Source organism: Gordonibacter pamelaeae, assembly GCF_003340385.1.
In the GTDB taxonomy this organism is placed as follows: domain Bacteria; phylum Actinomycetota; class Coriobacteriia; order Coriobacteriales; family Eggerthellaceae; genus Gordonibacter; species Gordonibacter pamelaeae.
This window is the reverse complement of sequence record NZ_PPTS01000001.1, coordinates 56,610-77,211: the sequence shown is the minus strand read 5'-3', so window position 1 is coordinate 77,211 and position 20,602 is coordinate 56,610. Positions and strand designations below refer to the sequence as shown.

The 20,602-nt window shown below is 65.0% G+C and carries 15 protein-coding genes and 1 tRNA gene; 7 read left to right on the top strand and 9 right to left on the bottom strand.

The window, feature by feature from the left end:
* The first annotated feature begins 108 nt into the window (after window positions 1-108).
* From C1877_RS00315 to C1877_RS00295, 6 genes are all read left to right on the top strand, one after another.
* The gene (locus tag C1877_RS00315) at window positions 109-1,710 is read left to right on the top strand and encodes an ABC transporter permease/substrate-binding protein (protein ID WP_114568069.1); all 1,602 of its coding nucleotides are present in this window, start codon (window positions 109-111) and stop codon (window positions 1,708-1,710) included.
* 1 nt (window position 1,711) lies between these two features.
* Entirely contained in the window at window positions 1,712-2,479 is a 768-nt protein-coding gene (locus C1877_RS00310) for an ATP-binding cassette domain-containing protein (protein WP_015539229.1), read from the top strand.
* Window positions 2,480-2,684: 205 nt separating this feature from the next.
* Window positions 2,685-2,861, top strand: coding sequence for a hypothetical protein (locus C1877_RS15215; protein WP_156790940.1), 177 nt, complete (start codon window positions 2,685-2,687; stop codon window positions 2,859-2,861).
* A 175-nt stretch (window positions 2,862-3,036) separates the two neighbouring features.
* Window positions 3,037-3,113: transfer RNA gene (locus C1877_RS00305), tRNA-Arg, on the top strand.
* A 182-nt stretch (window positions 3,114-3,295) separates the two neighbouring features.
* The gene (locus C1877_RS00300; RefSeq protein WP_041239156.1) at window positions 3,296-4,648 is read left to right on the top strand and encodes a magnesium transporter; all 1,353 of its coding nucleotides are present in this window, start codon (window positions 3,296-3,298) and stop codon (window positions 4,646-4,648) included.
* Window positions 4,649-4,652: 4 nt separating this feature from the next.
* Window positions 4,653-5,999 (top strand): Nramp family divalent metal transporter, encoded by a 1,347-nt coding sequence (locus tag C1877_RS00295; RefSeq protein ID WP_015539232.1) that lies wholly within the window; start codon window positions 4,653-4,655, stop codon window positions 5,997-5,999.
* 62 nt (window positions 6,000-6,061) lie between these two features.
* Here C1877_RS00295 and C1877_RS00290 read toward each other — a convergent pair whose 3' ends face one another.
* A complete protein-coding gene (locus C1877_RS00290; RefSeq protein ID WP_041239157.1) occupies window positions 6,062-6,535 on the bottom strand; it encodes an RrF2 family transcriptional regulator in 474 nt (157 codons plus the stop codon).
* Window positions 6,536-6,885: 350 nt separating this feature from the next.
* On the opposite strand from C1877_RS00290, the gene C1877_RS00285 reads away from it, so the two are divergent.
* A complete protein-coding gene (locus C1877_RS00285; protein WP_015539233.1) occupies window positions 6,886-7,590 on the top strand; it encodes a 5-formyltetrahydrofolate cyclo-ligase in 705 nt (234 codons plus the stop codon).
* A gap of 95 nt (window positions 7,591-7,685) precedes the next feature.
* On the opposite strand, the gene C1877_RS00280 is transcribed toward C1877_RS00285, so the two are convergent.
* The 8 genes from C1877_RS00280 to C1877_RS00245 all read right to left on the bottom strand — a co-directional run bounded on the left by C1877_RS00280 (window position 7,686) and on the right by C1877_RS00245 (window position 20,472).
* Window positions 7,686-9,344 carry a Na+/H+ antiporter NhaC family protein gene (locus C1877_RS00280; RefSeq protein WP_015539234.1) on the bottom strand — a complete coding sequence of 553 codons (1,659 nt, stop codon included), beginning with the start codon at window positions 9,342-9,344 and terminating at the stop codon, window positions 7,686-7,688.
* 192 nt (window positions 9,345-9,536) lie between these two features.
* Window positions 9,537-10,538: a YdcF family protein gene (locus C1877_RS00275; RefSeq protein ID WP_015539235.1), complete on the bottom strand. Its 1,002-nt coding sequence runs from the start codon at window positions 10,536-10,538 to the stop codon at window positions 9,537-9,539.
* Between the two features lie 283 nt (window positions 10,539-10,821).
* The gene (locus C1877_RS00270; RefSeq protein WP_114568068.1) at window positions 10,822-12,273 is read right to left on the bottom strand and encodes an ATP-binding protein; all 1,452 of its coding nucleotides are present in this window, start codon (window positions 12,271-12,273) and stop codon (window positions 10,822-10,824) included.
* 255 nt (window positions 12,274-12,528) lie between these two features.
* Window positions 12,529-14,073 carry a sodium:solute symporter family protein gene (locus C1877_RS00265; protein ID WP_114568067.1) on the bottom strand — a complete coding sequence of 515 codons (1,545 nt, stop codon included), beginning with the start codon at window positions 14,071-14,073 and terminating at the stop codon, window positions 12,529-12,531.
* A gap of 950 nt (window positions 14,074-15,023) precedes the next feature.
* On the bottom strand, window positions 15,024-16,265 hold the full coding sequence (locus C1877_RS00260) for a phenylacetate--CoA ligase family protein (RefSeq protein WP_114568066.1): 1,242 nt from the start codon (window positions 16,263-16,265) through the stop codon (window positions 15,024-15,026).
* 231 nt (window positions 16,266-16,496) lie between these two features.
* Entirely contained in the window at window positions 16,497-17,480 is a 984-nt protein-coding gene (locus C1877_RS00255) for a diguanylate cyclase domain-containing protein (RefSeq protein WP_114568065.1), read from the bottom strand.
* A gap of 222 nt (window positions 17,481-17,702) precedes the next feature.
* Window positions 17,703-18,296, bottom strand: a complete 594-nt coding sequence (locus C1877_RS00250) for an indolepyruvate oxidoreductase subunit beta (protein WP_015539239.1) — start codon at window positions 18,294-18,296, stop codon at window positions 17,703-17,705.
* Window positions 18,289-20,472 (bottom strand): thiamine pyrophosphate-dependent enzyme, encoded by a 2,184-nt coding sequence (locus C1877_RS00245; RefSeq protein WP_114568064.1) that lies wholly within the window; start codon window positions 20,470-20,472, stop codon window positions 18,289-18,291. Before C1877_RS00245 ends, C1877_RS00250 begins: the two co-directional genes overlap by 8 nt.
* Window positions 20,473-20,602 lie beyond the last annotated feature (130 nt).

The window sequence follows — 20,602 nt, the reverse complement described above, 5'->3', positions numbered from 1 at the left end:
GGCGAGTGACGGTTCGTATGCGGACGGCAGGGCAGGCGCTGGCGCCGGGGCGGAACGCTTAGAATGGCCGGCACGACACGGTGCCCATCCAGTGGAAACGAGGCGTCCATGCTCTCCTCCCTGTTCCAGCTGCTCGTCGAGAAGCGCGCTTGGTTTTTCGACCTGCTCCTCCAGCATATCGGCATCTCGTTCATATCCATCGCGCTGGCGGCCCTCATCGGGCTGTCGCTGGGCATTGCCATCGCCGCATGGCGGCGCGGGGCGAAACCCGTGCTCGCGCTGGTGAACTTCGTGTACACCATCCCGTCCATCGCGCTGTTCGGCTTCCTCATCCCCGTCACGGGCATCGGCGACCTCACGGCCGTCGTGGCGCTCACCGTGTACGCGCTGCTTCCCATGGTGCGCAACACGTACACCGGCCTCACCACCATCGACCCCGCCATCATCGAGGCGGCGCGCGGCATGGGCTCCACGGACCGCCAACTGCTCTACCGCATAGAGCTGCCGCTGGCCGCGCCCGTCATCATGAGCGGCATCCGCAACATGGCCACCATGACCATCGCGCTGGCCGGCATCGCATCGTTCATCGGCGCAGGCGGCCTGGGCGTGGCCATCTACCGCGGCATCACCACGAACAACATGGCCATGACGCTGGCGGGCAGCGTGCTCATCGCGCTCTTGGCCATCGCGGTGGACCTGCTGCTGGGCCTGGCCGAGAAGTCGACGCGGCGCCACCTCGAGCCGTCGGACGCACGGCGCCGGAAGCGGGCGGGAACGCGGAGGGGCGCAGGGCGGAGGCGGGGCATGCAGCGGCGCGCAGGCACCGTCGCAGCCGTTGGCGCGGCCGTGGTCCTGATCGCGGGCGGAGCCTTCGCGTTCGCGAACCGCGACGGCGGCGACAACGTGGTGAACATCGCAACGAAGCCCATGACCGAGCAGTACATCCTCGGCGAGATGCTGAACACGCTGATCGAGCACGACACCGACCTCAACGTGGAGCTGACGCAGGGTGTGGGCGGCGGCACGTCGAACATCGAGCCGGGCATGGAGAAGGGTGACTTCGACCTCTATCCCGAGTACACGGGAACGGGATGGAACGCCGTGCTGAAGCACGATGACACCTACGACGAGTCGATGTTCGACGCGATGCAGCAGGAATACGAGTCACAGCTTGGCCTCACCTGGGTGGGGATGTACGGCTTCAACAACACGTACGGACTGGCCGTGAGCAAGGACGTGGCCGAACGTTACGACCTGCGCACGTATTCGGACCTGGCCGGGGTTGCGAGCGAGCTCACGCTTGGCGCGGAGCCCGACTTCTACGATCGGCAGGACGGCTACCCCGGTCTGCAAGATGCCTACGGCATGGCCTTCGGCGCCACGCGGGACATGGACATCAGCTTGAAGTACCAGGCGCTTTTCGAGGGCCAGGTGGATGCCATCGTGGTGTCGACCACCGACGGGCAGGTGGCCGACGAGCGCCTTGCGGTGCTCGAGGACGACCGGCACTTCTACCCTTCGTACCTCTGCGGGAACGTGGTGCGCCAGGATGCGCTGGAAAGGCACCCCGAGCTGCGCGACGAGCTGTTGAAGCTGCAAGGCACCATCACCGATATCGACATGGCGCGCATGAACAATGCCGTGGAAACGCAGGGGCAGGAACCGAAAGCGGTGGCCGACGCGTTCCTGGCCGAGAAGGGGCTGATGTAGCATGGACGGCAGGGAGAAGGGCGGCGCGGCCGCCGTGGCGTTCGAGCACGTGTCCAAGCGGTTCGGGGACGCCAACGCCGTGGACGACGTGAACCTCGCCATCGCGGAGGGTATGTTCGTTACCATCATCGGCAGCTCCGGCTGCGGCAAGACCACGCTGTTGAAGATGGTGAACGCGCTCGTGATGCCCGACGAGGGCGAAGTGCTCGTGCACGGGCGCGCCACGTCGAACGCCGACCCCATCGGGCTGCGCCGCAACATCGGCTACGCCATCCAGGGCAGCGTGCTGTTCCCCCATCTCACCGTGGAGCAGAACATCGCGTACGTGCCCACGCTGCTGAACAGCGGCGACGAGGACCGCACCGAGGCGGCCGTAAAGAAGTGGATGGACATCATCGGGCTGCCGCGCGACATCATGGACCGCTACCCCGCCGAGCTGTCGGGCGGCCAGGCGCAGCGCGTGGGCATCGCCCGCGCGCTGGCGGCGAGCCCCGACATCCTGCTGGCCGACGAGCCGTTCAGCGCCGTGGACGCCATCACGCGCGCAAGCCTGCAGGACGAGATCAAGCGCATCCATGAACAGACGGGCATCACCGTGCTGTTCGTGACGCACGACATCGACGAGGCGCTTGATTTGGGCGACCGGGTGCTGGTCATGGAAGCCGGCCGCGCCGTGCAGTTCGCCCCGCCCGAGGAGATCCTGCGCGCCCCCGCCACCGAGTTCGTCAACCGGCTGGTCTCGCGCAAGCAGAGCGTGTACGCCCGCTAGCGTGACAAAGGGACGGGGATAATGTCACACTCCCCGCTGTGCTCGAAGGCAGTATCCCGAGAGTGTGACATTATCCCCGTCCCTTTGTCACGCCCCCAAACATTCCGCTACGCGCGCGTAAACGATGCCCCTGCCGAGCTTGCTCGCCGCGCCGGCGCCTTACGATTGGGGGCAGCGTACCGTTCGTCCGAAAGATGGGAAAACCATGTCCGACAAGAAGACGCCCGAAGCGACCGAGGAAAACGGCTCCGAGGAAAAGATCGTCCTCCCCAGCAACGAGGAGGTCTTGGAAGTCATCGAGACGCCCGACGAGATCGATGTCATCGATGTGGGCAACAAGGAATCCGCCAAGATCATCGAGGACTGGCCCGAAGCCAGGTAGGCAGCCAAGGCACGCCCTGCATTCCCGCTGCCCGCATCGCGCACGCCTGATGCGGGCAGCGCCGTGCCCACGCCGGGCGGCCGGCGCGGTACGAGAAATATTTCTCAAACTTCTTGAAAATAGCCGTTGACAGAGATGGTCGTTACCGCCATAATAGCTTTTGCTGTTTCGACGTGCGCCGTTACCTCAGCTGGATAGAGGGACTGACTACGAATCAGTACGTCGGGGGTTCGAATCCCTCACGGCGCACCATTTCAGCACTTTCATTCCGCAACGACTGGCAGCAGCACGTGCGGTTTTTTTATTGGTCGAGCGAAAGGGACTTTGTTGAAGGTTCGAAAATCGAAACCTCACAGTAAGTAGTCCTCCTTCGATTCCCTTACATCGGCGGTCGAAGGACGACTGCCTGCGAGCAAACACGTAAGGGAATTCACATGCTCTATCTCTCTCAAATGATGGGAAAGCCCGTCGTCGATGCGACCGGCGAGAAGATCGGCACGATCTCCGACCTGGCCATCTCCACCGGCGAGGTGTTCCCCCGCATCACCAGCCTGGCCTTCCAGGGGCCGGGCAAGGTCCCGTTCATGATCTCGTGGCGCAAGTACGTCGAGGAGTTCGACGAGGACGGCATCAGGCTGTCCGTGCCGGCGCACGACATCCGCTTCAGCTACCTGCAGCCCGAGGAGATCCTGCTGGCGCGCGACCTGTTGAACCGCCAGATCGTGGACACGCAGGGCATGAAGGTCGTGCGCGTGAACGACCTGAAGCTCTCCATCTCGGGCACGCAGCTGCGCCTTTTGGGCGCCGAGGTGGGCGCGCGCGGCATCCTGCGCGGCCTGGCACCATGGCTCGAACGCGCCGTGGTGGCCGTGGCGAAGGTGTTCGGCCGCCGCATCGACGAGCAGATCATCGCCTGGAACTACATGGACCTGCTCGACCGCGACCTGTCCGAGGTGCAGCTGTCCGTGACGCACAAGCGCCTGGACGAGCTGCATCCCGCCGACGTGGCCGACATCCTTGAGCAGCTGGACCCCCAGCAGCGCGCGAACGTCTTCCAGCACCTGGACGACGCGCAGGCCACCGAGGCCATCTCCGAGATGGAGGACGAGTACCAGGCCGACTTCATCGAGGATCTGGACGACGCCCGCGCCGCCGGCCTCTTGGGCAGCATGGACCCGGACGACGCGGCCGACATCGTGCGCGACCTGTCCTACGAGAAGGCCGAGACACTGCTGCGCCTCATGGGCGTGGAGGACGCCACCGAGATCCGCCGCCTGCTGGGCTACAAGGACGGCACCGCCGGCGGCATGATGACCACGCAGTTCGTGTCCGTGCACGCCACCGACACCGTCGGCGAGGTCATCGAGGTGCTGCGCGAGCTTCCCGAGGACCACCCCACCGTCCACTACGTGTACGTGCTCGACGAGTACGACGAGTTCGAGGGCGTGCTCAGCCTGCGCACCCTCGTGCTCACCGACGACGCCAAGCCCGTGGGCGACGTCATGTACGAGGACGTGATCTCCGTGCCGCCCGACGAGACGGAGGAGGACGTGGCGGCCGACATCTTCAAGTACGAGCTGCCCGCCATGCCCGTGGTGGACGAGCACAACATGCTGCTGGGCATCGTCACCGTCGACGACGCCTGGGATGCCATCGAGGAGGACGTGAGCGGCGACAAGACGAAGGCCACGGCCCTCAAGGTCGTGGGCATCGTGCTGGCCTCCCTGCTGTTCCTGGGGCTGTACACGCTGGTGCTGCTGCAGGTCATCGGCTACACCGGGAGGTAAGGCCATGATGGTGAAACGAGACCGGAAGGCCGAGCGCGCGGGGAAGGCTCCCACGACCGGAGCGGCGGACGCCGCCCTCGCGACCGCGCAGGACGCCGCAGACGGCGAGGAGCTGGCCGAGAAGAAGCCGAACAAGCTGTGGCTGCTGCTGGCAGCCCTGGGCCCCGGCGTGGTCACGGCCATGGCCGGCAACGATGCCGGCGGCATCTCCACGTACTCGACCGTTGGGGCGAAGTTCGGCTACGCGACGCTCTGGGTCATACCCATCATGTGCGTGCTGCTCATCGTGGTTCAGATGACGGCGGCGCGCATGGGCGCCGTCACGGGCAAGGGCTTCGCCGCGCTCATCCGCGAGCGGTTCGGCATCCGCCTCACGGCGCTGGCCATGCTGGCGCTGCTCGTGGGCAACGTGGCCACCACGTTCTCCGAGTTCGCGGGCATCGCAAGCGGCATGGAGATGTTCGGCGTGTCGAAGTACCTGGCCGTGCCGGTGGCGGCCGTGGCCGTGTGGCTCTTGGTGGTGGGCGGCAGCTACAAGCGCGTGGAGAAGGTGTTCCTCGTGCTGTCGCTGGTGTTCGTCACGTACATCGTGGCGGCGTTCATGGCGCAGCCCAACTGGGACGACGCGCTGGCCAGCACCGTGGTGCCGCATGTGGTGAACGACACGAGCTTCGTCTCGCTCGTCATCGCCATGATCGGCACGACCATAGCGCCGTGGATGATGTTCTTCGCCCAGAGCAACGTGGTGGAGAAGGGCGTGGGCGTGAAGGACTTCTTCTCGCAGAAGGTGGACGTGATCGCCGGAACCATCGCCGCGTGCCTCGTGGCGTGGTTCATCATCGTGACCACGGGCGCCGTGCTGTTCCCGCAGGGGATCGAGATAGAGTCGGCCGCCGACGCCGCGTCCGCGCTGGCGCCGTTCGCGGGGCACTACGCCGAGGCGCTGTTCGCCATCGGGCTCATCGCCGCGTCGTTTCTGGCTGCGTGCGTGTTGCCGCTCACCACGTCGTTCGTTATCTGCGAGGCGTTCGGCTGGGAGGCGGGCGTGTCGTTCAAGTGGCGGGAGGCGCCGCTGTTCAAGAGCATCTTCACGTTCGTGATCGCGTTCTCGGCCATCGTGGTGCTCATCCCGGGGATCGACCTCATGGGCGTTATGCTCACGGCGCAGTTCGTGAACGGCCTCATCCTACCGGTGCTGCTGGTGTTCATGGCCATCATCTCCGCCGACAAGCGCGTTATGGGCGCGTACCGCACGCGCCTGGTTTCGCGCGTGCTCATCTGGCTGACCGTGGGCATCGTCACCGTGCTCACGGCGGCGCTGCTGGTCATGCAGGTGCTGGGCATCGGGTAGCCTGGGGGCACGCTGGCAGGCGGCGCGGACGGCCGGCAGGTGCGGAGCGCGTCTCTTAGGTGCTAGGCGTTCTCGGCGAGGCGCTTGCCCTCGTCCTCAAGGCGCTCGGCCAGGAAGAGGCGGCGGTTGTCGCCGTTCTTCACGCTTTCGAGCAGCATCTCGATGGTCAGGCTGTCCAGATAAGCGTCGAAGCTCTCTTCGATAAGCTGGTAGGTCTGCTTCACGCCCTGCACCATGGCGCCGCCCTTGCGCGACGAGCGCTTGGCGCGGGTGGAGGCCTTCGCATCCTCCTCGAGCGCCTTCATGATCTGCAGCACGGTGATGTCGGACGGCTCCTTGGCCAGCCGGTAGCCGCCGTGCTTGCCCGGCCGCGCCTCGATGAGGCCCGCGTTGCGCAGCAGCTGGGCCAGTTGGATGAGATAGTCCCGCGGTATGGACATGTCCTGCGCGATATCTTTGGAGGAGCACGTGGTACCCTGTGCGGCCAGGTACAGGATGGCGCGCATGCCATAGTCCGTCGATGCCTTGAATTGCACGATGTCTCCTAACTCGCCGCTGCTTTCGGTAGGCTGAGGTGCCTGCTATAAGCGACTTTCATATATATACGCTAAATGCTCAAACATGTCCCGAATAACACAAAAGACGCCGTAAAACAGCGTCTTTCAGGCATTTCCGCTCCGAAGACCAACAGGGCGATCCGGGACGATTCGAGTGTACCGAATGCAGAACGATTATAGCAAGGTCATTGAGCCGATTGCATAGCAAATCGAATGGAAACGGTTACGTCTACGCAATCTTGACCTGCAGTTATCGACTATCGTTAACTATCTGGGCCATCGAATGCGCGCCTCCCTTACCGGCGTTGCCGCGGTGTTATACTGGCGACATGGACGAGAAGAAAAACATGCGCGCGGACGTGCTCGGAAGGCGCGACGCGCTGGATGCGGAAACGCGGGCACGCAAGTCCGCGGCGATTTGCCGCGAGCTTGAACGGTTGGTTGAGGAAGCCTGCGCGCCGGACGCCGGTGCGTGCGGAGCATGCTCGCCCGACGGGAATTCCGCGGAAGCGGACCGGCTGGGACCGGCGCATGGGGTTCGGGCATATCGGAACCTCGGCCGCCCGCCGTGCGTTGCCGTGTACGCCGCCATGCGCAGCGAGGTGGACCTGCAGGCGTTCGCGGAAAGCGCCTTCGCGCGCGGGTGGGACGTGTGCTTCCCCTGCATGGTGCGCGACGAGGCGGACGGGCAGGGGCCGGGCCGCATGGCGTTCTACCGCGTGCCCGGCGCGCGTCTTGACCATGCGCGTGCAGCGTTCCTGGACCACCCGCTGCGCTGTTTGCCCTGCGCCGCGCTGGCCGATGCGGGCTACGAGGAAGCGGCCCCGGCCGACCTCGACGCGGTGGCGGTACCGCTCGTGGCGTTCGACGACGAGGGCAACCGGCTGGGCTACGGCGGCGGCAACTACGACCGCCTGCTCCCCCGGCTCCGCGCCGACGCGCTCGTCGTGGGCGTGGCCTTCGACGAGCAGCGGGTGCCGGCCGTGCCCTGCGAACCGCACGACCGCCCCCTCGCGCGCATCGTCCACGCCTAGACGGGGCGCGTAGACGGGCGGCATGCGGAAAACGGGCCGTGCGCCCCCGTTCGCGGCGCACGGCCCGACAAAAGCAAGCGCGCGGCAGGAGCGCGCTAGTCCTTCAAAGCCCCGTACCGGGACTTGTTCAGCACCAGCACGGCCGCCACCATGAGCACGGCGCCCACGACGAGCGAGATCCACGGGTTGCCCGAAAAGCCGGCGATGAGATAGCCTACCAGGCAGATCACGGCCACCACCGACGCGTACGGCAGCTGCGTGGCCACGTGGCGCAGGTGGTTGCACTGCGCGCCGGCCGACGACAGGATGGTGGTGTCCGATATGGGCGACACATGGTCGCCATACACCGCGCCGCCGAGCGTCGCGCCGATGGCCACCAGGAACAGCGGGTTGTCGGCGGGGAACACGCCGATCACTATGGGCAGGATGAGCGCGATGGTGCCCCACGACGTGCCCATGGCGAAGCCGATGAACGCGGCCACCACGAAGATGACGGCCGGCAGCAGCGCGAGCCCCACGCCGATGCTGTTCAAAAAGCCGCTCACGAACTCGCCCGTGCCCAAGAGGTAGCGGCACGTGCCGCCCAGGCTCCATGCCAGCACGAGGATCATGATGGCGCCCACCATGGAGCGCACACCCTCGGAGATGCCCTCCATGTAGCCCGACAGCGTCATGAGCTTGCGCGGCAGGAACATGATGGCGGCCACCACCAGCGACACGCACACGCCGATGCACAGGCCGAACACGGGGTTCTCGCCCACGGCGGTGGCGAAGTCGACGCCCTTGAAGAACCCGCCCGCGTACAGCATGCCCAAGATGGAGAAGATGATGAGCACCACGATGGGCACGATGAGGTCGAACACGCGGCCCTTCTCGGAGATGGCGATTCCCTTGAACTCCTCCACCGCCGTCTGCGCCGCCTCGTCCAGCTCGTCGCGCTCGGCCACCACCGTCTCCATGTTGAACGGAGGCAGCGTGTCGGCGGCCTCGCGGTCGGACAGGCCGACGGTCGCCATGGCCTCGAGCGCGCTGTCCTTCGGCGGGATATCCTGCTTGGAACCCTCGTGCTGGTACTCGGCCTCGGCCACGCGCATGGGGCCGAAGTCCTTGTTCGTGGCGCACATGAAGAACACGAACACGATGGTGAGCAGCGCGTAGAAGTTGTACGGGATGGACTGCACGAACGTGGTGAAGCCGCCCTCGCCCAGGTAGCCGCCCACGGCCACCGCCCACGACGACACCGGTGCGATGATGCAGATGGGCGCTGCCGTGGAATCGATGATCCAGGCCAGCTTCTCGTGGCTGATCTTGAAGCGGTCGGTGACGGGACGCATGACGGCGCCCACCGTGAGGCAGTTGAAGTAGTCGTCCACGAAGATGATGATGCCCAGCACCGCCGTGAGAATCTGCGCCATCTTCGCGTTTTTGATATGCGTGGCCACCCACTCGCCGTACGCGCGCGAGCCGCCCGCGCCGGCTATGACCACCACGAGCGCGCCCAGCAACGCGAGGAACAAGAGCAGCGCCCCGTTGCCGGCTATCTGCTCGGCCATCATCTGCGGAACCATGGTGAACGAGTCCACGAGCTGCTCGAACCCGGCGCCGTTCAGGCTGAACTGGTAGATCACCATGCCGGTGAACACGCCGATGGCGAGCGAGGAGTACACCTCCTTCGTGATGAGCGCCAGCGCCAGCGCCAAGATGGGCGGGATGATGGACCACACCCCTGTGCTGATAAGGTCGAAGCCTTCCATATGCGTCCCCTTCTCCTAGGCGGAACGCATTCGCGCGAAGGTCGTGCTGCGGACGCCCGCGCGGATGCGCAACGATGCGCCCTAGTATACGATATGAAAGCGCCGCGAGCAGCGCGAATACCGCTTTCACGCCCGCACGGCGGCGATCGATCGCGGCGGCTTGCGGCGGCTTGGGGGGGCGGCTGGGACGGCTTAGAGCTGGAGCAGCACGATGGCCGCGAAGGGGAGCCAGAGCGCGAAGATGACGACGAAGGGCCAGCGGTGGGCGTTGCTCACGGCCACGAACTCGCGGATGAACGCCGTGGGCCAGAAGTAACGCGCCGTCTTGCTGCCCACGCCGTCGGCGGCAAGCCCAATCTTGTGTGCGTACTCGGCGGTGCGAAACACATGATAGTCGCTGGTCACCACGGCAGCGCGGTACTGGCCGGCGCCCGAGCGCGCGTCCATGATGGCCTTCGAGTTGCGCAGGTTCTCCATCGTGGTGGTCGAGCGGTCCTCCTCGATGATGGCGTCGACGGGCACGCCGCGCTCCTCCATGAGGTACGCGCGCATGGCCTGGGCTTCGGGAACCTCCTCGTCGGCTCCTTGCCCGCCCGAAGCAATGATGATGGCGCGGCGGGCGCCGGCCTCCCACAGCTCCACGCCCTTGTCGAGGCGCGCGGCCAGGAGCGGCGTGGGCTTCGTGCCCGACAAGCCCGCGCCGTGCACGACGATGTAGTCGTAATCGCGGCGCTTCGGCAGCCGTCGGTACAGCCACGAATACAGCAGCAGCGCCGCGAACGTGAATGCCACGTACGAGCCCTCCATCAGCACGAGCAGATAGAGCGCCAACAGCAGCGGAGGCGCCTGGACAAGCAGCAGCACCGGCCCGCCGACGCAGGCCGCCACGATACCGAACGCCAGCAGCCCCGGCAGCAGGTGCGACAGGCTAAGCCCCTCCCGCTTGACCACCACGAACGTGTTCGCCGTCAGAAACACGACGAGCGCCACCGTGCCGAAAGGGATAGCGGCGAACCCGATGAGCACGAGCCACGGCAGCTCGAATTGGATGGACAAGCCGTAGAATGAGAACAGGCACAGCAGCAGGAAGTACAAGGCGTTGCGGAACTGGCGCGGCTCCTTGCGGTAGTTCTTGACGAACAGGAACCCGAACACCAGCGCGGGGAAGTATATGAGCAGCAGCGTGAGCAGCATGGAGGGACCTTCGTCGGTTGCGGAGGGACAGCACGAGTACTCGATAGTATAGCGTTCGTTGCGCCGCCGTCGCCAAATTGTTCTTTTCGGGCATGGCTAACCGAGCGCGACCAGCGAAAAGCAAATGGCGAGCAAGTGAGAAGCAAGTGAGATTTAGCAAGGGGGCGTGACGGCGCCTAATAGAATTGCCTGATCAGACGAGTGTCGATTCGTTGGACGGCCTTCGAAAGCAGCTGCGGGGCCCAAAACGGGCCCCGCGAAGCAAATGGCGAGCAAGTGAAGCTTATGCCCATGCCGGTTCGTACTTCATGTACCGCGGCGAGGTATTGGGGTCCACAGGCTTGATAAGCCCTCCTTCCGCCGCCTCTTTGATCAAGCGCGATATCTGCGAAGCGTTCGAAGGCTTTAAATCGAAACGTTCGCGAAGGCTTTGATTCGTAGCGTAATCACCCTGTGCATAGCAGATGCACGCATGCCAGTAGCACGCTTCCAATCGTTCTTGTGGGCTGAGGTTTTTGTACGGAACGGCCTGTCGCAGCGATACGCGCATACTCCGTTCCTCCCTGATCTCAATTTTCGGGGCCGGCATGCGGAAGTGTTCGCATGCGCTGATGATCTTGTCCCAACCGCTTCCCGCTTCCTCGCACATATGCAGACGTCGCATGAGGGAGGCCAGCTTCTCGTTGCGGGAACGTGGAGGATCATTCACAATGCGATCCACTTCAACAAGCGGGCTACCCGGATTCGTGAACTCGATGCGATGGTCGAAAAGCTCGATGAGCGGCGCCGCCCCTGTCACCGTGAAGTCTTGATGGATGAGCGCATTGGCAACGAGCTCACGAACGGCAATGGCAGGATACGCCGTAACCGTTGTCCGAAGCGCTCCTTGGATAGTCTCACGAGCAGGAACGAGCGTCATGACGTAGTCGAACAATGCTTCCATGCACACGGCATATCCTTGGTCGAAAGTCCTTTCCTTCAGCATATCGATTCGCCCTCGGCCGCTGTAGAGCATAACGCGCACCGCCTTCCGCTTGACGGTAGGAAAGGCTTCGAGACTTTTCGAGAAGAGGACTGCACCCAGGTTCGTAATGGCAAGCATGCCGTTGTCCTGCCGCTCAAGCATGCCCTCTTCGAGAAAGTAGTGCAGCTGCGCTTCGAGGCTTTCCGGCGCAGTGGTTCCAGACAGCCGGAAATACGCGTTTATGTCCAGAAGCTCGAAGACTTCCTGACCAGACAAATCTTCAATAGCAAGTTGATCTTCGAACACCTCTTTCTGTATCTTCTTCCATAGCTCCGACTCGCGCGTCGAGCCGTGTGCAAGCTTCTGGGTACAGCTTCCCGTGCGGATGTAGACAACGTTGTCGTACTGCACCGGCTGGTGGTAGGCAGGCCAGATCTTCAGCACGACAACGGAAGCACCCTGGTGGACATGTTCGATAAATTCGAAATGTGCGTTGGCGCTCAAATGCTGGCGCAGCCATATCTCAAGTTCCTGGTTACCCTTCTTGCAAGCTTTGGGATTGAATGATGTGCCGACTACTTCATGGGTCTTGTCTTCGATACCCCATACTTTGTAAGCCGCCGATGCGTCATGAAACGCAGCGGCATTGGCAAGCGCGCAGATGTCTTTCGCCTCTTTCTCCGGCTCGGAGAAGTCCTTCTTGAATTCCACGTACTCGGTTTCGTTGGAAAGCTGCCTGAGATTCTCGATGAGCGCGCCGATGTTTTGCATGAGTGTTCCTTCAGCCGTGTTATCAAACTGCACTATATCAGCGAAGCAAATGAAAAGCAAATGACGAGCAAGTGAGAAGCAAATGAGATTTTGAAAAGAGGCCTGATGAAGTTTAACTGAATTGCCTGATCAGATGAGTATCGATTCGTTGGACAGCCTTCGAAAGCAGCTGCGGGGCCCAAAACGGGCCCCGCGAAGCAAATGGCGAGCAAGTGAAACGCAAGCGGAATTCCGTACGCTCGGTTTCCGGCGGCGCTACTCCCCTTCCCCTTCCAGCTCCTGCTCGTACTCGCGGTCGATGGCGCCTTCCACGCGCGGCGGGTCCACCTCGAAGTCCACGCGCTTCGTGAACAGGCTTACCAGCGGCACGATGATCAGCGACAGCACCATGGCGATGGCGCCGCAGTTGATGGGGCTGGCGATGAACGCCGTGCCCACGAACCCGGCGATCATGTTGCCCGTGGTCAGGCCCACGCCCACGATGAAGCTGGCCCACACGGCCGGGCGCGAGATGCGCTTGGAGAACAGCCCCCAGAAGAACGGGCCGAGGAACGATCCGGCCAGCGCGCCCCAGCTGATGGACATGAGCTGCGCGATGAACGTGATGGACGAGTTGTACTGCACGAGCGCCAGCACCGCCGAGATGACGATGAACACCACCAGCAGCACGCGCATGTACGACAGCTGCTTCTTCTCGCTCATGTTCTTCACCAGGTTGTCCTTGATGAGGTCGAGCGTGAGCGTGGACGACGAGGTGAGCACGAGCGACGACAGCGTGGACATGGACGCGCTCAGCACCAGCACGATTACGATGCCGATGAGCAGGTCGGGCAACGTGGACAGCATGGTGGGGATGATGGAGTCGTACACCGGCGTGCCGGCGGCCGTCATCTCCACCTGCCCGCCGTACAGGCGGCCGAACCCGCCCAGGAAGTAGCTGCCGCCCGCCACGATCATGGCGAACACCGTGGAAATGATGGCGCCCTGCTTGATGGCCGGGCCGCTCTTGATGGCGTAGAACTTCTGCACCATCTGCGGCAGGCCCCACGTGCCCAGGCTGGTGAGGATGATGACGCCGATGAGGTCGGGCAGATTCGGCCCGAAGAAGCTGACGAACGGGCCGGCCATTTCGCTGCCCTCGGCCGGGATGAGAGAGAGCGTGGTGATGGCCTCGGTGAAACCGCCGTTGTTCACCAACACCGCCACGATGACCGCCACGATGCCCAGCAGCATGACGATGCCCTGGATGAAGTCGTTCATGACGGTGGCCATGTAGCCGCCCAGCACCACGTAGATGCAGGTGATAACCGCCATGCCGATGACGCACCACTCATACGGCAGGCCGAACGCCATGCCGAACAGCCGCGACAGGCCGTTGTAGACGCTCGCCGTGTACGGGATGAGGAACACGAAGATGATGGCCGCGGCCGCGATGCGCAAACCCTTCGACTGGAAGCGAGCGCCGAAGAACTCGGGCATCGTGGACGCGCCCAGGCGGTGCGTCATCTCGCGCGTGCGCGGGCCGAGCACCCACCAGGCCAAAAGGCTGCCCAGGATGGCGTTGCCGATGCCGATCCACGTGGCGGCGATGCCGTACTTCCAGCCGAACTGCCCCGCGTAGCCCACGAAGATGACGGCGGAGAAGTAGCTCGTGCCGAACGCGAACGCCGAGAGCCACGGCCCCACGTTGCGCCCGCCCAGGATGAACCCGTCGACGGTGCCGGCGTGGCGTCGGCAGTAGATGCCCACGCCCACTGCCACGCCCACGAAAATGAGCACCATGCATATCTTTTCGATCATTGGTAGTTCCCTATCGTCTCATGCGGGCTGCCCCGCCCGCGTTCGCTTTCCGTTGGAGTGCGGGCCGTTGCTCCAGCTTGTTTCACGGGAGACCCTTGCCGCATCATCAGATGATCGTACAAATGTTTCACGTGAAACAGCGCGCTGGAAAGGAGCCCGCGCAGTGGCGCACATGACCTTGCCGGCTGCGGGCGCGCCGCGCCGGGTTCCGACACGTCGCAGCACCACGGGCAAACCCATGTGCTAGAGGTATCGATAGGAATAATAAGGAAGGGCGCGGTAGGCTCCGTCGTCCTGCTGAGCCACCGTGCGCTGCAAGGCAGACGGTGCGAGGCATTCGGAAGCGCGCGGTGCGAAGGCGCGGCATGCAGCCGCGACGGCCAGCTCGAAACGCCAGCGTTCGTCGACGACGATATGTCCCCTCGCAGAATGCATGCGCATACTCTACCACAGTGGAGCGCCTCGGCGAGCGAAAAAGTGAACGGGCCGCCTCGATTCTCTCGCTAGCGAACAAATGTTTCACGTGAAACATTCGGGGCGCACGGGTTGATCGGGCGGGAGCGAAGCGATCCGCCCATGCGCCCGGAGGGCACATAACGGGCTCGCAGGTTGGGCAGGGCGCTCGCCAGAGCGCCCTTTCGCGCCGGCAGGCGCGAAAACCACGGGAGAGCCGCCGCCGGCCGCCCGCAGGGCGGCCTTCGCGCCGCAGGCGCGAAAACGGCCGCGCAGGTTGGTTGGCCGGGGCGTGCCCCGGCCATGCGGCCGGAGGCCGCATAACGGCCGCGCAGGTTGGCGTAGTGAGTCAGCGAGGGCGGCTGAGGTGCCCGAGATTCGTGGGATCGCGGAGGCGACGCGTACTTTGGTACGCGTCGCCTCCGGGATCGCGCGAAGATCGGGTGCCTCAGCCGGCCGCAGCGTCGGCTGGTTCCGTTTGCCGGAGGCAAACGGAACTAATAGCGGCTGTCGAAGATGCGCTTGGTCTTCTTCTCCGAGCGGGGCAGCTCGCCCATGGGGACGCCCTTCGCGTCGGGGGTGCAGCCGCACTTCGCCTTGAAGATGAGGGCCAGCTCCTCCTCGGCACGCTGTTTTGCCTCGCCGTCGAGCGGGGTCTCGAACAGCACGGTGAGCACGTCCTTGCCGCTGATGTTCTCTATCATCACCTGGTACTCCGAGCTCGTGCCGTCGGTGGCGGCGATGACCTCCTCCACCTGCGCGGGGAAGATGTTGCACCCCTTCACCTTGAACATGTCGTCGGTGCGGCCGGTCAACGTGTCGATGCGCGGGTGACGATGCCCGAAGCCGCAGGTGCAGTCGCCGGGGATGATGCGCGTGAGGTCGTGCGTGCGGTAGCGGATGAGCGGCGCGCCCTGCTTGCGCAGCGTGGTGAGCACCAGCTCGCCCACCTCGCCGTCGGGCACGGGGGCGCCCGTCGCAGGGTCGACGATCTCCACGTACACGTAGTCGTCCCACACGTGCATGCCGTGGTGCGCGTCGCACGAGATGCCGATGCCGGGGCCGTACACCTCGGTCAGGCCGTATATGTCGTAGATCTCCACGCCCAGCTCGCTGGCGATGCGCGCGCGCATCTTGTCGCCCCAGCGCTCGGAGCCGATGACGCCCTTGCGCAGGCAGAGCTTGTCGCGGATGCCGCGCTCGGCAATCTCCTCCGCCAGCAGGAGCGCGTAGGAACTGGTGGCGCAGAGTACGGTGGACTTCAAGTCCTGCATCATGCGCAGCTGCTTCTCGGTGTTGCCGGGGCCCATGGGGATGGCCATGGCGCCCAGGTGCTCGGCGCCCAGCTGGAAGCCGATGCCAGCCGTCCACAGGCCGTAGCCGGGGGTGATCTGGATGCGGTCGGTGTTCGTGATGCCCGCCGTCTCGTAGCAGCGCGCGAACTGGATGGCCCAGTCGGTCACGTCCTGCTGCGTGTAGGGCACGATGACGGGCGTGCCCGTGGTGCCGGACGACGAATGGATGCGCACGACCTCCTCGTCGGGCACGGCCTGCAGGCCCAGCGGGTACACGCGGCGCAGATCGTCCTTCTCGGAGAACGGCAGCTTCTCGAAATCTTCCTGGGATTGCACGTCGGACAGGTCAATGCCCTCGAACTTCATGGCGTAGAACGGCGAGCGCGCCTTCAGGGTCTTGAACTGCTCCTTGACGAGCGCGAACTGGTCGGTGGTCAACTGCATGGGAGGTCCTCGTTTCGTTGGATGGCTTGCGGGGTCGCAGGGGTCGCTTCAAGCCCGCCCACGGCGGTGCTTGAAGCTAGAGCCATCGACCAGCCGAAACCACGGCTGGGAGGGAGAAGATGTCGTTCGCGATTACCATGCTTGGTATTCTAGGCGAACGGCCGCGGAATGCAAAGCCGTTTTTTCGTGCGGGACCGGGTGTGCGGGCCGGGTGCGGCGTGCTCCCTTTCCCTACCAGCTGAAGCGTCCCTTGCCGTTGCGCTTGCTGGCATAGAGCGCCTTGTCGGCGGCATGGTACAGGTCGAAGAACGTCTGGTCGCGCGCAACGGACGCCAGGCCGACGGAGCACCCCAGCCTCACGCGCCCGTCCGAGCACGCCGTCCAGCGCTCGACGAGCGTACGCGCCTTCGCCTCGGCCTGCGCGACAGAGAGCGGGCATTCGACGAACGCGGCGAACTCGTCGCCGCCCATGCGCCCAACGTAGGCGTCCTGCGCGAAAACGTCGGAGAGCACATCGGCGAACTCCACGATGACGCGGTCGCCCTCGGGATGCCCGAGCGTGTCGTTCACCAGCTTGAAGTCGTCCAGATCGATCATGAAGAACGTGCCGCCCGAGGCGCCGCGCGCCAGGGCCTCGCACACGTGGCCCTCGAAGGCCACATGGTTGAACAGGCCGGTCATCGGGTCGAGTTCGGCGCGGCGCTCAAGTGCCTTGGAGTACGCGAGCGCGGCGTTCGCCTGCTCCGTCACCGTTTTGGGATAGTATTCGTCGCGGTGCTGGTCGACGTTGGGCGTGGAGTGGTGCAGGTGGGCGAGGAGCCAGCGGTCGCCCTCGCGCCGGAACACCATGCTGAAACGCGTGTCCATCTCCACCAGGAGCGACTTGGGCTCGCTCGGCCTCTCGCGCACCCACAACGTGCCGAATACGAGGCAGCAGCCCTCGCCGAACGGCCGGGCCTCGTAATAGTCGTCGAGTATCTCGAAGGTTATGCCCTCGGCCTCTTCCTGGTCGCGCCCGAGGCCGCCCATGAACGCCGGCAGATTGGGATACATCTCGTGCTTGCCCGTGCCGATGAGCGAGAAATCGCTTTGGAAGAGCGAGTCGAAGATGAACCGGCCCCCTTCTTCGGTGGGTTCCAGAACATAGGCGCGCCAGAGCGCCTTGGCCAGCTCGATGGCCTCGTCAAGCCATACCCGTTCCATCGTCTCGCCCATTTCGCCCTCGTTCCGGTACGGTTTGAAAGCGGCGTGGTCGCGCGCTTCAACTTTTAGTATAGCAGGGTACTCGACACCCCCTTGTTTTTTCACGAGGAAGAGCGGCCGAAAAAGAATGCGCGGCCAGCGAGCGAAGCCGGCCGTGCCGGGGCGTGTCGGACGCGCCGGGGAGGCAGCGCCCAGACCGGAAGAGGGCCGAAAACCAGGCGGCGGGCGACGGGCCTACCTGGCCGCCACCGCGTCGATGGCGGCCAGGTTGAGGTCGACGAAGCGCGGCTTCACGCAGGAGGAGATGGCGCGGCGCAAGTCGTCCACATCGAGCGGGAGGCAGCCCGTCTTCAGCGCGCTGGCCAGAAGCAGCGTGTTCAGCACCTTGCGGCTGCCCGCCTGCGCGCACAGCGCCGCATCGTCCACGGCCACGAACGTGGCCGCATCGGCCAGCTGCTCCTGCAGGCGCGCGACCACGGCAGCCGCACGGTAGGGGGTCTTCGACAGCGCCGCCGTGACGGGCTGGAGCGCTGTCGTGGCCGTGACCAGCGTGCCGCCGGGAGCCAGGAACGGTACCACGCGCGCGGCCTCCGCCGGCTCGAACGCCACCACGAGGTCGGCCGTGCCGTGCGCCAGCAGTGGCGCCAGCACCTCTTCCCCACCATCGCCCATGCGCACGTGCGACACCACGTTGCCGCCGCGCTGCGCCATGCCGATGGTCTCGGCCGTGCGCACCTGCCAGCCCTTCTCCTGCGCGGCCTGGGCCAGCACCTTCGCGGCCAGCACCGTGCCCTGGCCGCCCACGCCCGCCAACAGAACGTTACGCATGGGGGCCTCCTTCCGCCGGAGCCTCTGTTTCATGTGACACTGCGGCAGGATTTTCAGCCGCATCCGCATCCGCCAACTGACCAGCCGGAGGAACGCCCAGCGCGCCGAAGGGGCACACCTGCGTGCACAGGCCGCAGCCGTTGCAGAGGCTCGCATCAACGAACGCCTGGCCGCGCTCCTTGCTCTTCGGGCCGCGCGCGTCGCCGTCGAAGCCGATGCCGGGACATCCTATCTCGGTGATGCACTTCTTGCAGCCGGTGCACGCATCCGCATCCACCGCCGCGGGCGCGCCCGGCCTCACCAGCTGGACGCACGGCGATTCGAACAGGATGGCGCTGGGGCCCTCGAACGCCAGCGCCTCGGCCGAGGCGGCAACGGAGGCGTCCAGGTCGAGCGGGTCGGCGTGCACGATGCACTCGAAGCCCACGGCCTGGAGCACGCGCTCGATGGAGACGGGCGTGCGCTTCGGCCCCATGAGCGTGACGCCCGTGCCGGGGTGCGGCTGCGAGCCGGTCATGGCGGTGGTGGCGTTGTCGAGCACACACACGGTCACGTCGTGGCCGTTGTAGACGGCGTTCACGATGCCGGGCAGGCCGCTGGCGAAAAACGTGGAATCGCCCACGAACGCCACGTGTTTCTTGCCCGGTTCGGCCACGGCGAAGCCCTGCGCCATGGTGATGCCCGCGCCCATGCACAGGCACGTGTCCACGGCATCGAGCGGCTTGGCGTTTCCCAGCGTGTAGCAGCCGATGTCGCCGCACAGCACGGCCGGTGCCTTCCCCAGCGCACGCTTCACGGCGTAGAAGCTGCCGCGGTGCGGGCAACCGGCGCAGAGCACGGGCGGGCGCACGGGCAGCGGGTCGTCGGCGGGAGCATCGTAGGAGAGCGGGGTACTCGCCGGGGCCGTCGCGGGAGCAGATGGGGATTCGGGCGAAGATGTTTCACGTGAAACATCTGTTTGTTTTTCGGCGATGTCGAGGAATCTTGCAATGCGGGCGGCAAGGTCGTCCACGTCGTTCTCGCCGCGGTCGCGCGCGTCGCCGGTGAGCTTGCCGCGCACCGCGAAAGCCGCATGCGTGCGGCCGGCAAAGCGCAGGAGCTCGTCTTCCAGCACGTGGTCGAGCTCCTCCACGACGAGCACCTCGTCGAGGCCTTCCGTGAACCGTGCGGCCGTTTTCTCGGGGAACGGGTAAGGCGTCCCTACCTGCCAGAAACGATAGGCGGGCAACTCGGAGCCCTGCTCGGCAGCGCGCTGCTCCAGCATGCGCAACGCCTCGCGCGCATAGGCCGCCGACACGCCGCCCGCCACGATGCCGCGGAGCGGGGTACAAGCATTACCGTTTCCGTCATCAAATGTTTCACGTGAAACACTTGTTTGCTTTTTTGAATCCCCCGCGAGGGAGCCTCCGAGGGCGGGGGCAGAAGCTGCGCAGGCCTTCTCCGTTTCCTTCGGCCCTTTTCCGGCGTCGAATATCGGATTGAACGCGGCGAGCGCGGGCTCGGCGGCGAAGTCGCAGACGATGGCGCGCAGGCGCTCGTTGATCTCGCCATGCGCCTCGTAGGCGCGGCGCGGGAAGATGATCCACTTGGGGTCGCGCTCGAAACCCTCGGGGGGCACGGAGCGCGCGTCGGTGGCGTCGGCCACGTCGAAGAACGTGGATGCGTGGTTGATGCGCGTGGTGGGCCGCACGATGACGGGCGTATGGTAGCGCTCGGACAGGTCGAACGCCTCCTTCATCATGGCGAAGCCCTCGTCGGGCGTGGACGGATCGAGCACGGGCATCTTCGCGAAGGCGGCGAAGCGGCGCGTGTCCTGCTCGGTCTGCGACGAGATGGGGCCGGGGTCGTCGGCCACGAACAGCACGAGGCCGCCCTTCACGCCCACGTAGTTCAGGCTCATGAGCGGGTCGGACGCCACGTTGAGCCCCACCTGCTTGCAGGTGAACAGGCAGCGCGCGCCGGCATAGGAGGCGCCGGCCAGCAGTTCGAGCGCCGCTTTCTCGTTCGTGGACCATTCCACGTGCACGCCTCGCGCCGCGCCGGACGCGTGCAGCTTCGCCACCGTCTCTATCAGCTCGGACGACGGCGTGCCGGGATACCCCGCCACCACGCGCACGCCCGCCTCGAGCGCCGCGTGCGCGAACGCCTCGTTCCCCATCAGAAGTTTCTTCGTCATATGCGTTTCGCCTGCTTCGGTACTCGTTGGTCGCTGCCAGGACGGCAACGGAAGGGATGCGCCGCCGACTATCCGTACAAATGTTTCACGTGAAACATTCGGCGTCCCATGCCTGGACTTTCACGAATCC

What these genes read in the sequence shown, in the direction of transcription:
- C1877_RS00315 (WP_114568069.1), top strand. Translation starts at nt 109, where the DNA reads ATGCTCTCCTCCCTGTTCCAGCTGCTCGTCGAGAAGCGCGCTTGGTTT.
- C1877_RS00310 (WP_015539229.1), top strand. Translation starts at nt 1,712, where the DNA reads ATGGACGGCAGGGAGAAGGGCGGCGCGGCCGCCGTGGCGTTCGAGCAC.
- C1877_RS15215 (WP_156790940.1), top strand. Translation starts at nt 2,685, where the DNA reads ATGTCCGACAAGAAGACGCCCGAAGCGACCGAGGAAAACGGCTCCGAG.
- C1877_RS00300 (WP_041239156.1), top strand. Translation starts at nt 3,296, where the DNA reads ATGCTCTATCTCTCTCAAATGATGGGAAAGCCCGTCGTCGATGCGACC.
- C1877_RS00295 (WP_015539232.1), top strand. Translation starts at nt 4,653, where the DNA reads ATGATGGTGAAACGAGACCGGAAGGCCGAGCGCGCGGGGAAGGCTCCC.
- C1877_RS00285 (WP_015539233.1), top strand. Translation starts at nt 6,886, where the DNA reads ATGGACGAGAAGAAAAACATGCGCGCGGACGTGCTCGGAAGGCGCGAC.
- C1877_RS00280 (WP_015539234.1), bottom strand. Translation starts at nt 9,344, where the DNA reads ATGGAAGGCTTCGACCTTATCAGCACAGGGGTGTGGTCCATCATCCCG.
- C1877_RS00275 (WP_015539235.1), bottom strand. Translation starts at nt 10,538, where the DNA reads ATGCTGCTCACGCTGCTGCTCATATACTTCCCCGCGCTGGTGTTCGGG.
- C1877_RS00270 (WP_114568068.1), bottom strand. Translation starts at nt 12,273, where the DNA reads ATGCAAAACATCGGCGCGCTCATCGAGAATCTCAGGCAGCTTTCCAAC.
- C1877_RS00265 (WP_114568067.1), bottom strand. Translation starts at nt 14,073, where the DNA reads ATGATCGAAAAGATATGCATGGTGCTCATTTTCGTGGGCGTGGCAGTG.
- C1877_RS00260 (WP_114568066.1), bottom strand. Translation starts at nt 16,265, where the DNA reads ATGCAGTTGACCACCGACCAGTTCGCGCTCGTCAAGGAGCAGTTCAAG.
- C1877_RS00255 (WP_114568065.1), bottom strand. Translation starts at nt 17,480, where the DNA reads ATGGGCGAGACGATGGAACGGGTATGGCTTGACGAGGCCATCGAGCTG.
- C1877_RS00250 (WP_015539239.1), bottom strand. Translation starts at nt 18,296, where the DNA reads ATGCGTAACGTTCTGTTGGCGGGCGTGGGCGGCCAGGGCACGGTGCTG.
- C1877_RS00245 (WP_114568064.1), bottom strand. Translation starts at nt 20,472, where the DNA reads ATGACGAAGAAACTTCTGATGGGGAACGAGGCGTTCGCGCACGCGGCG.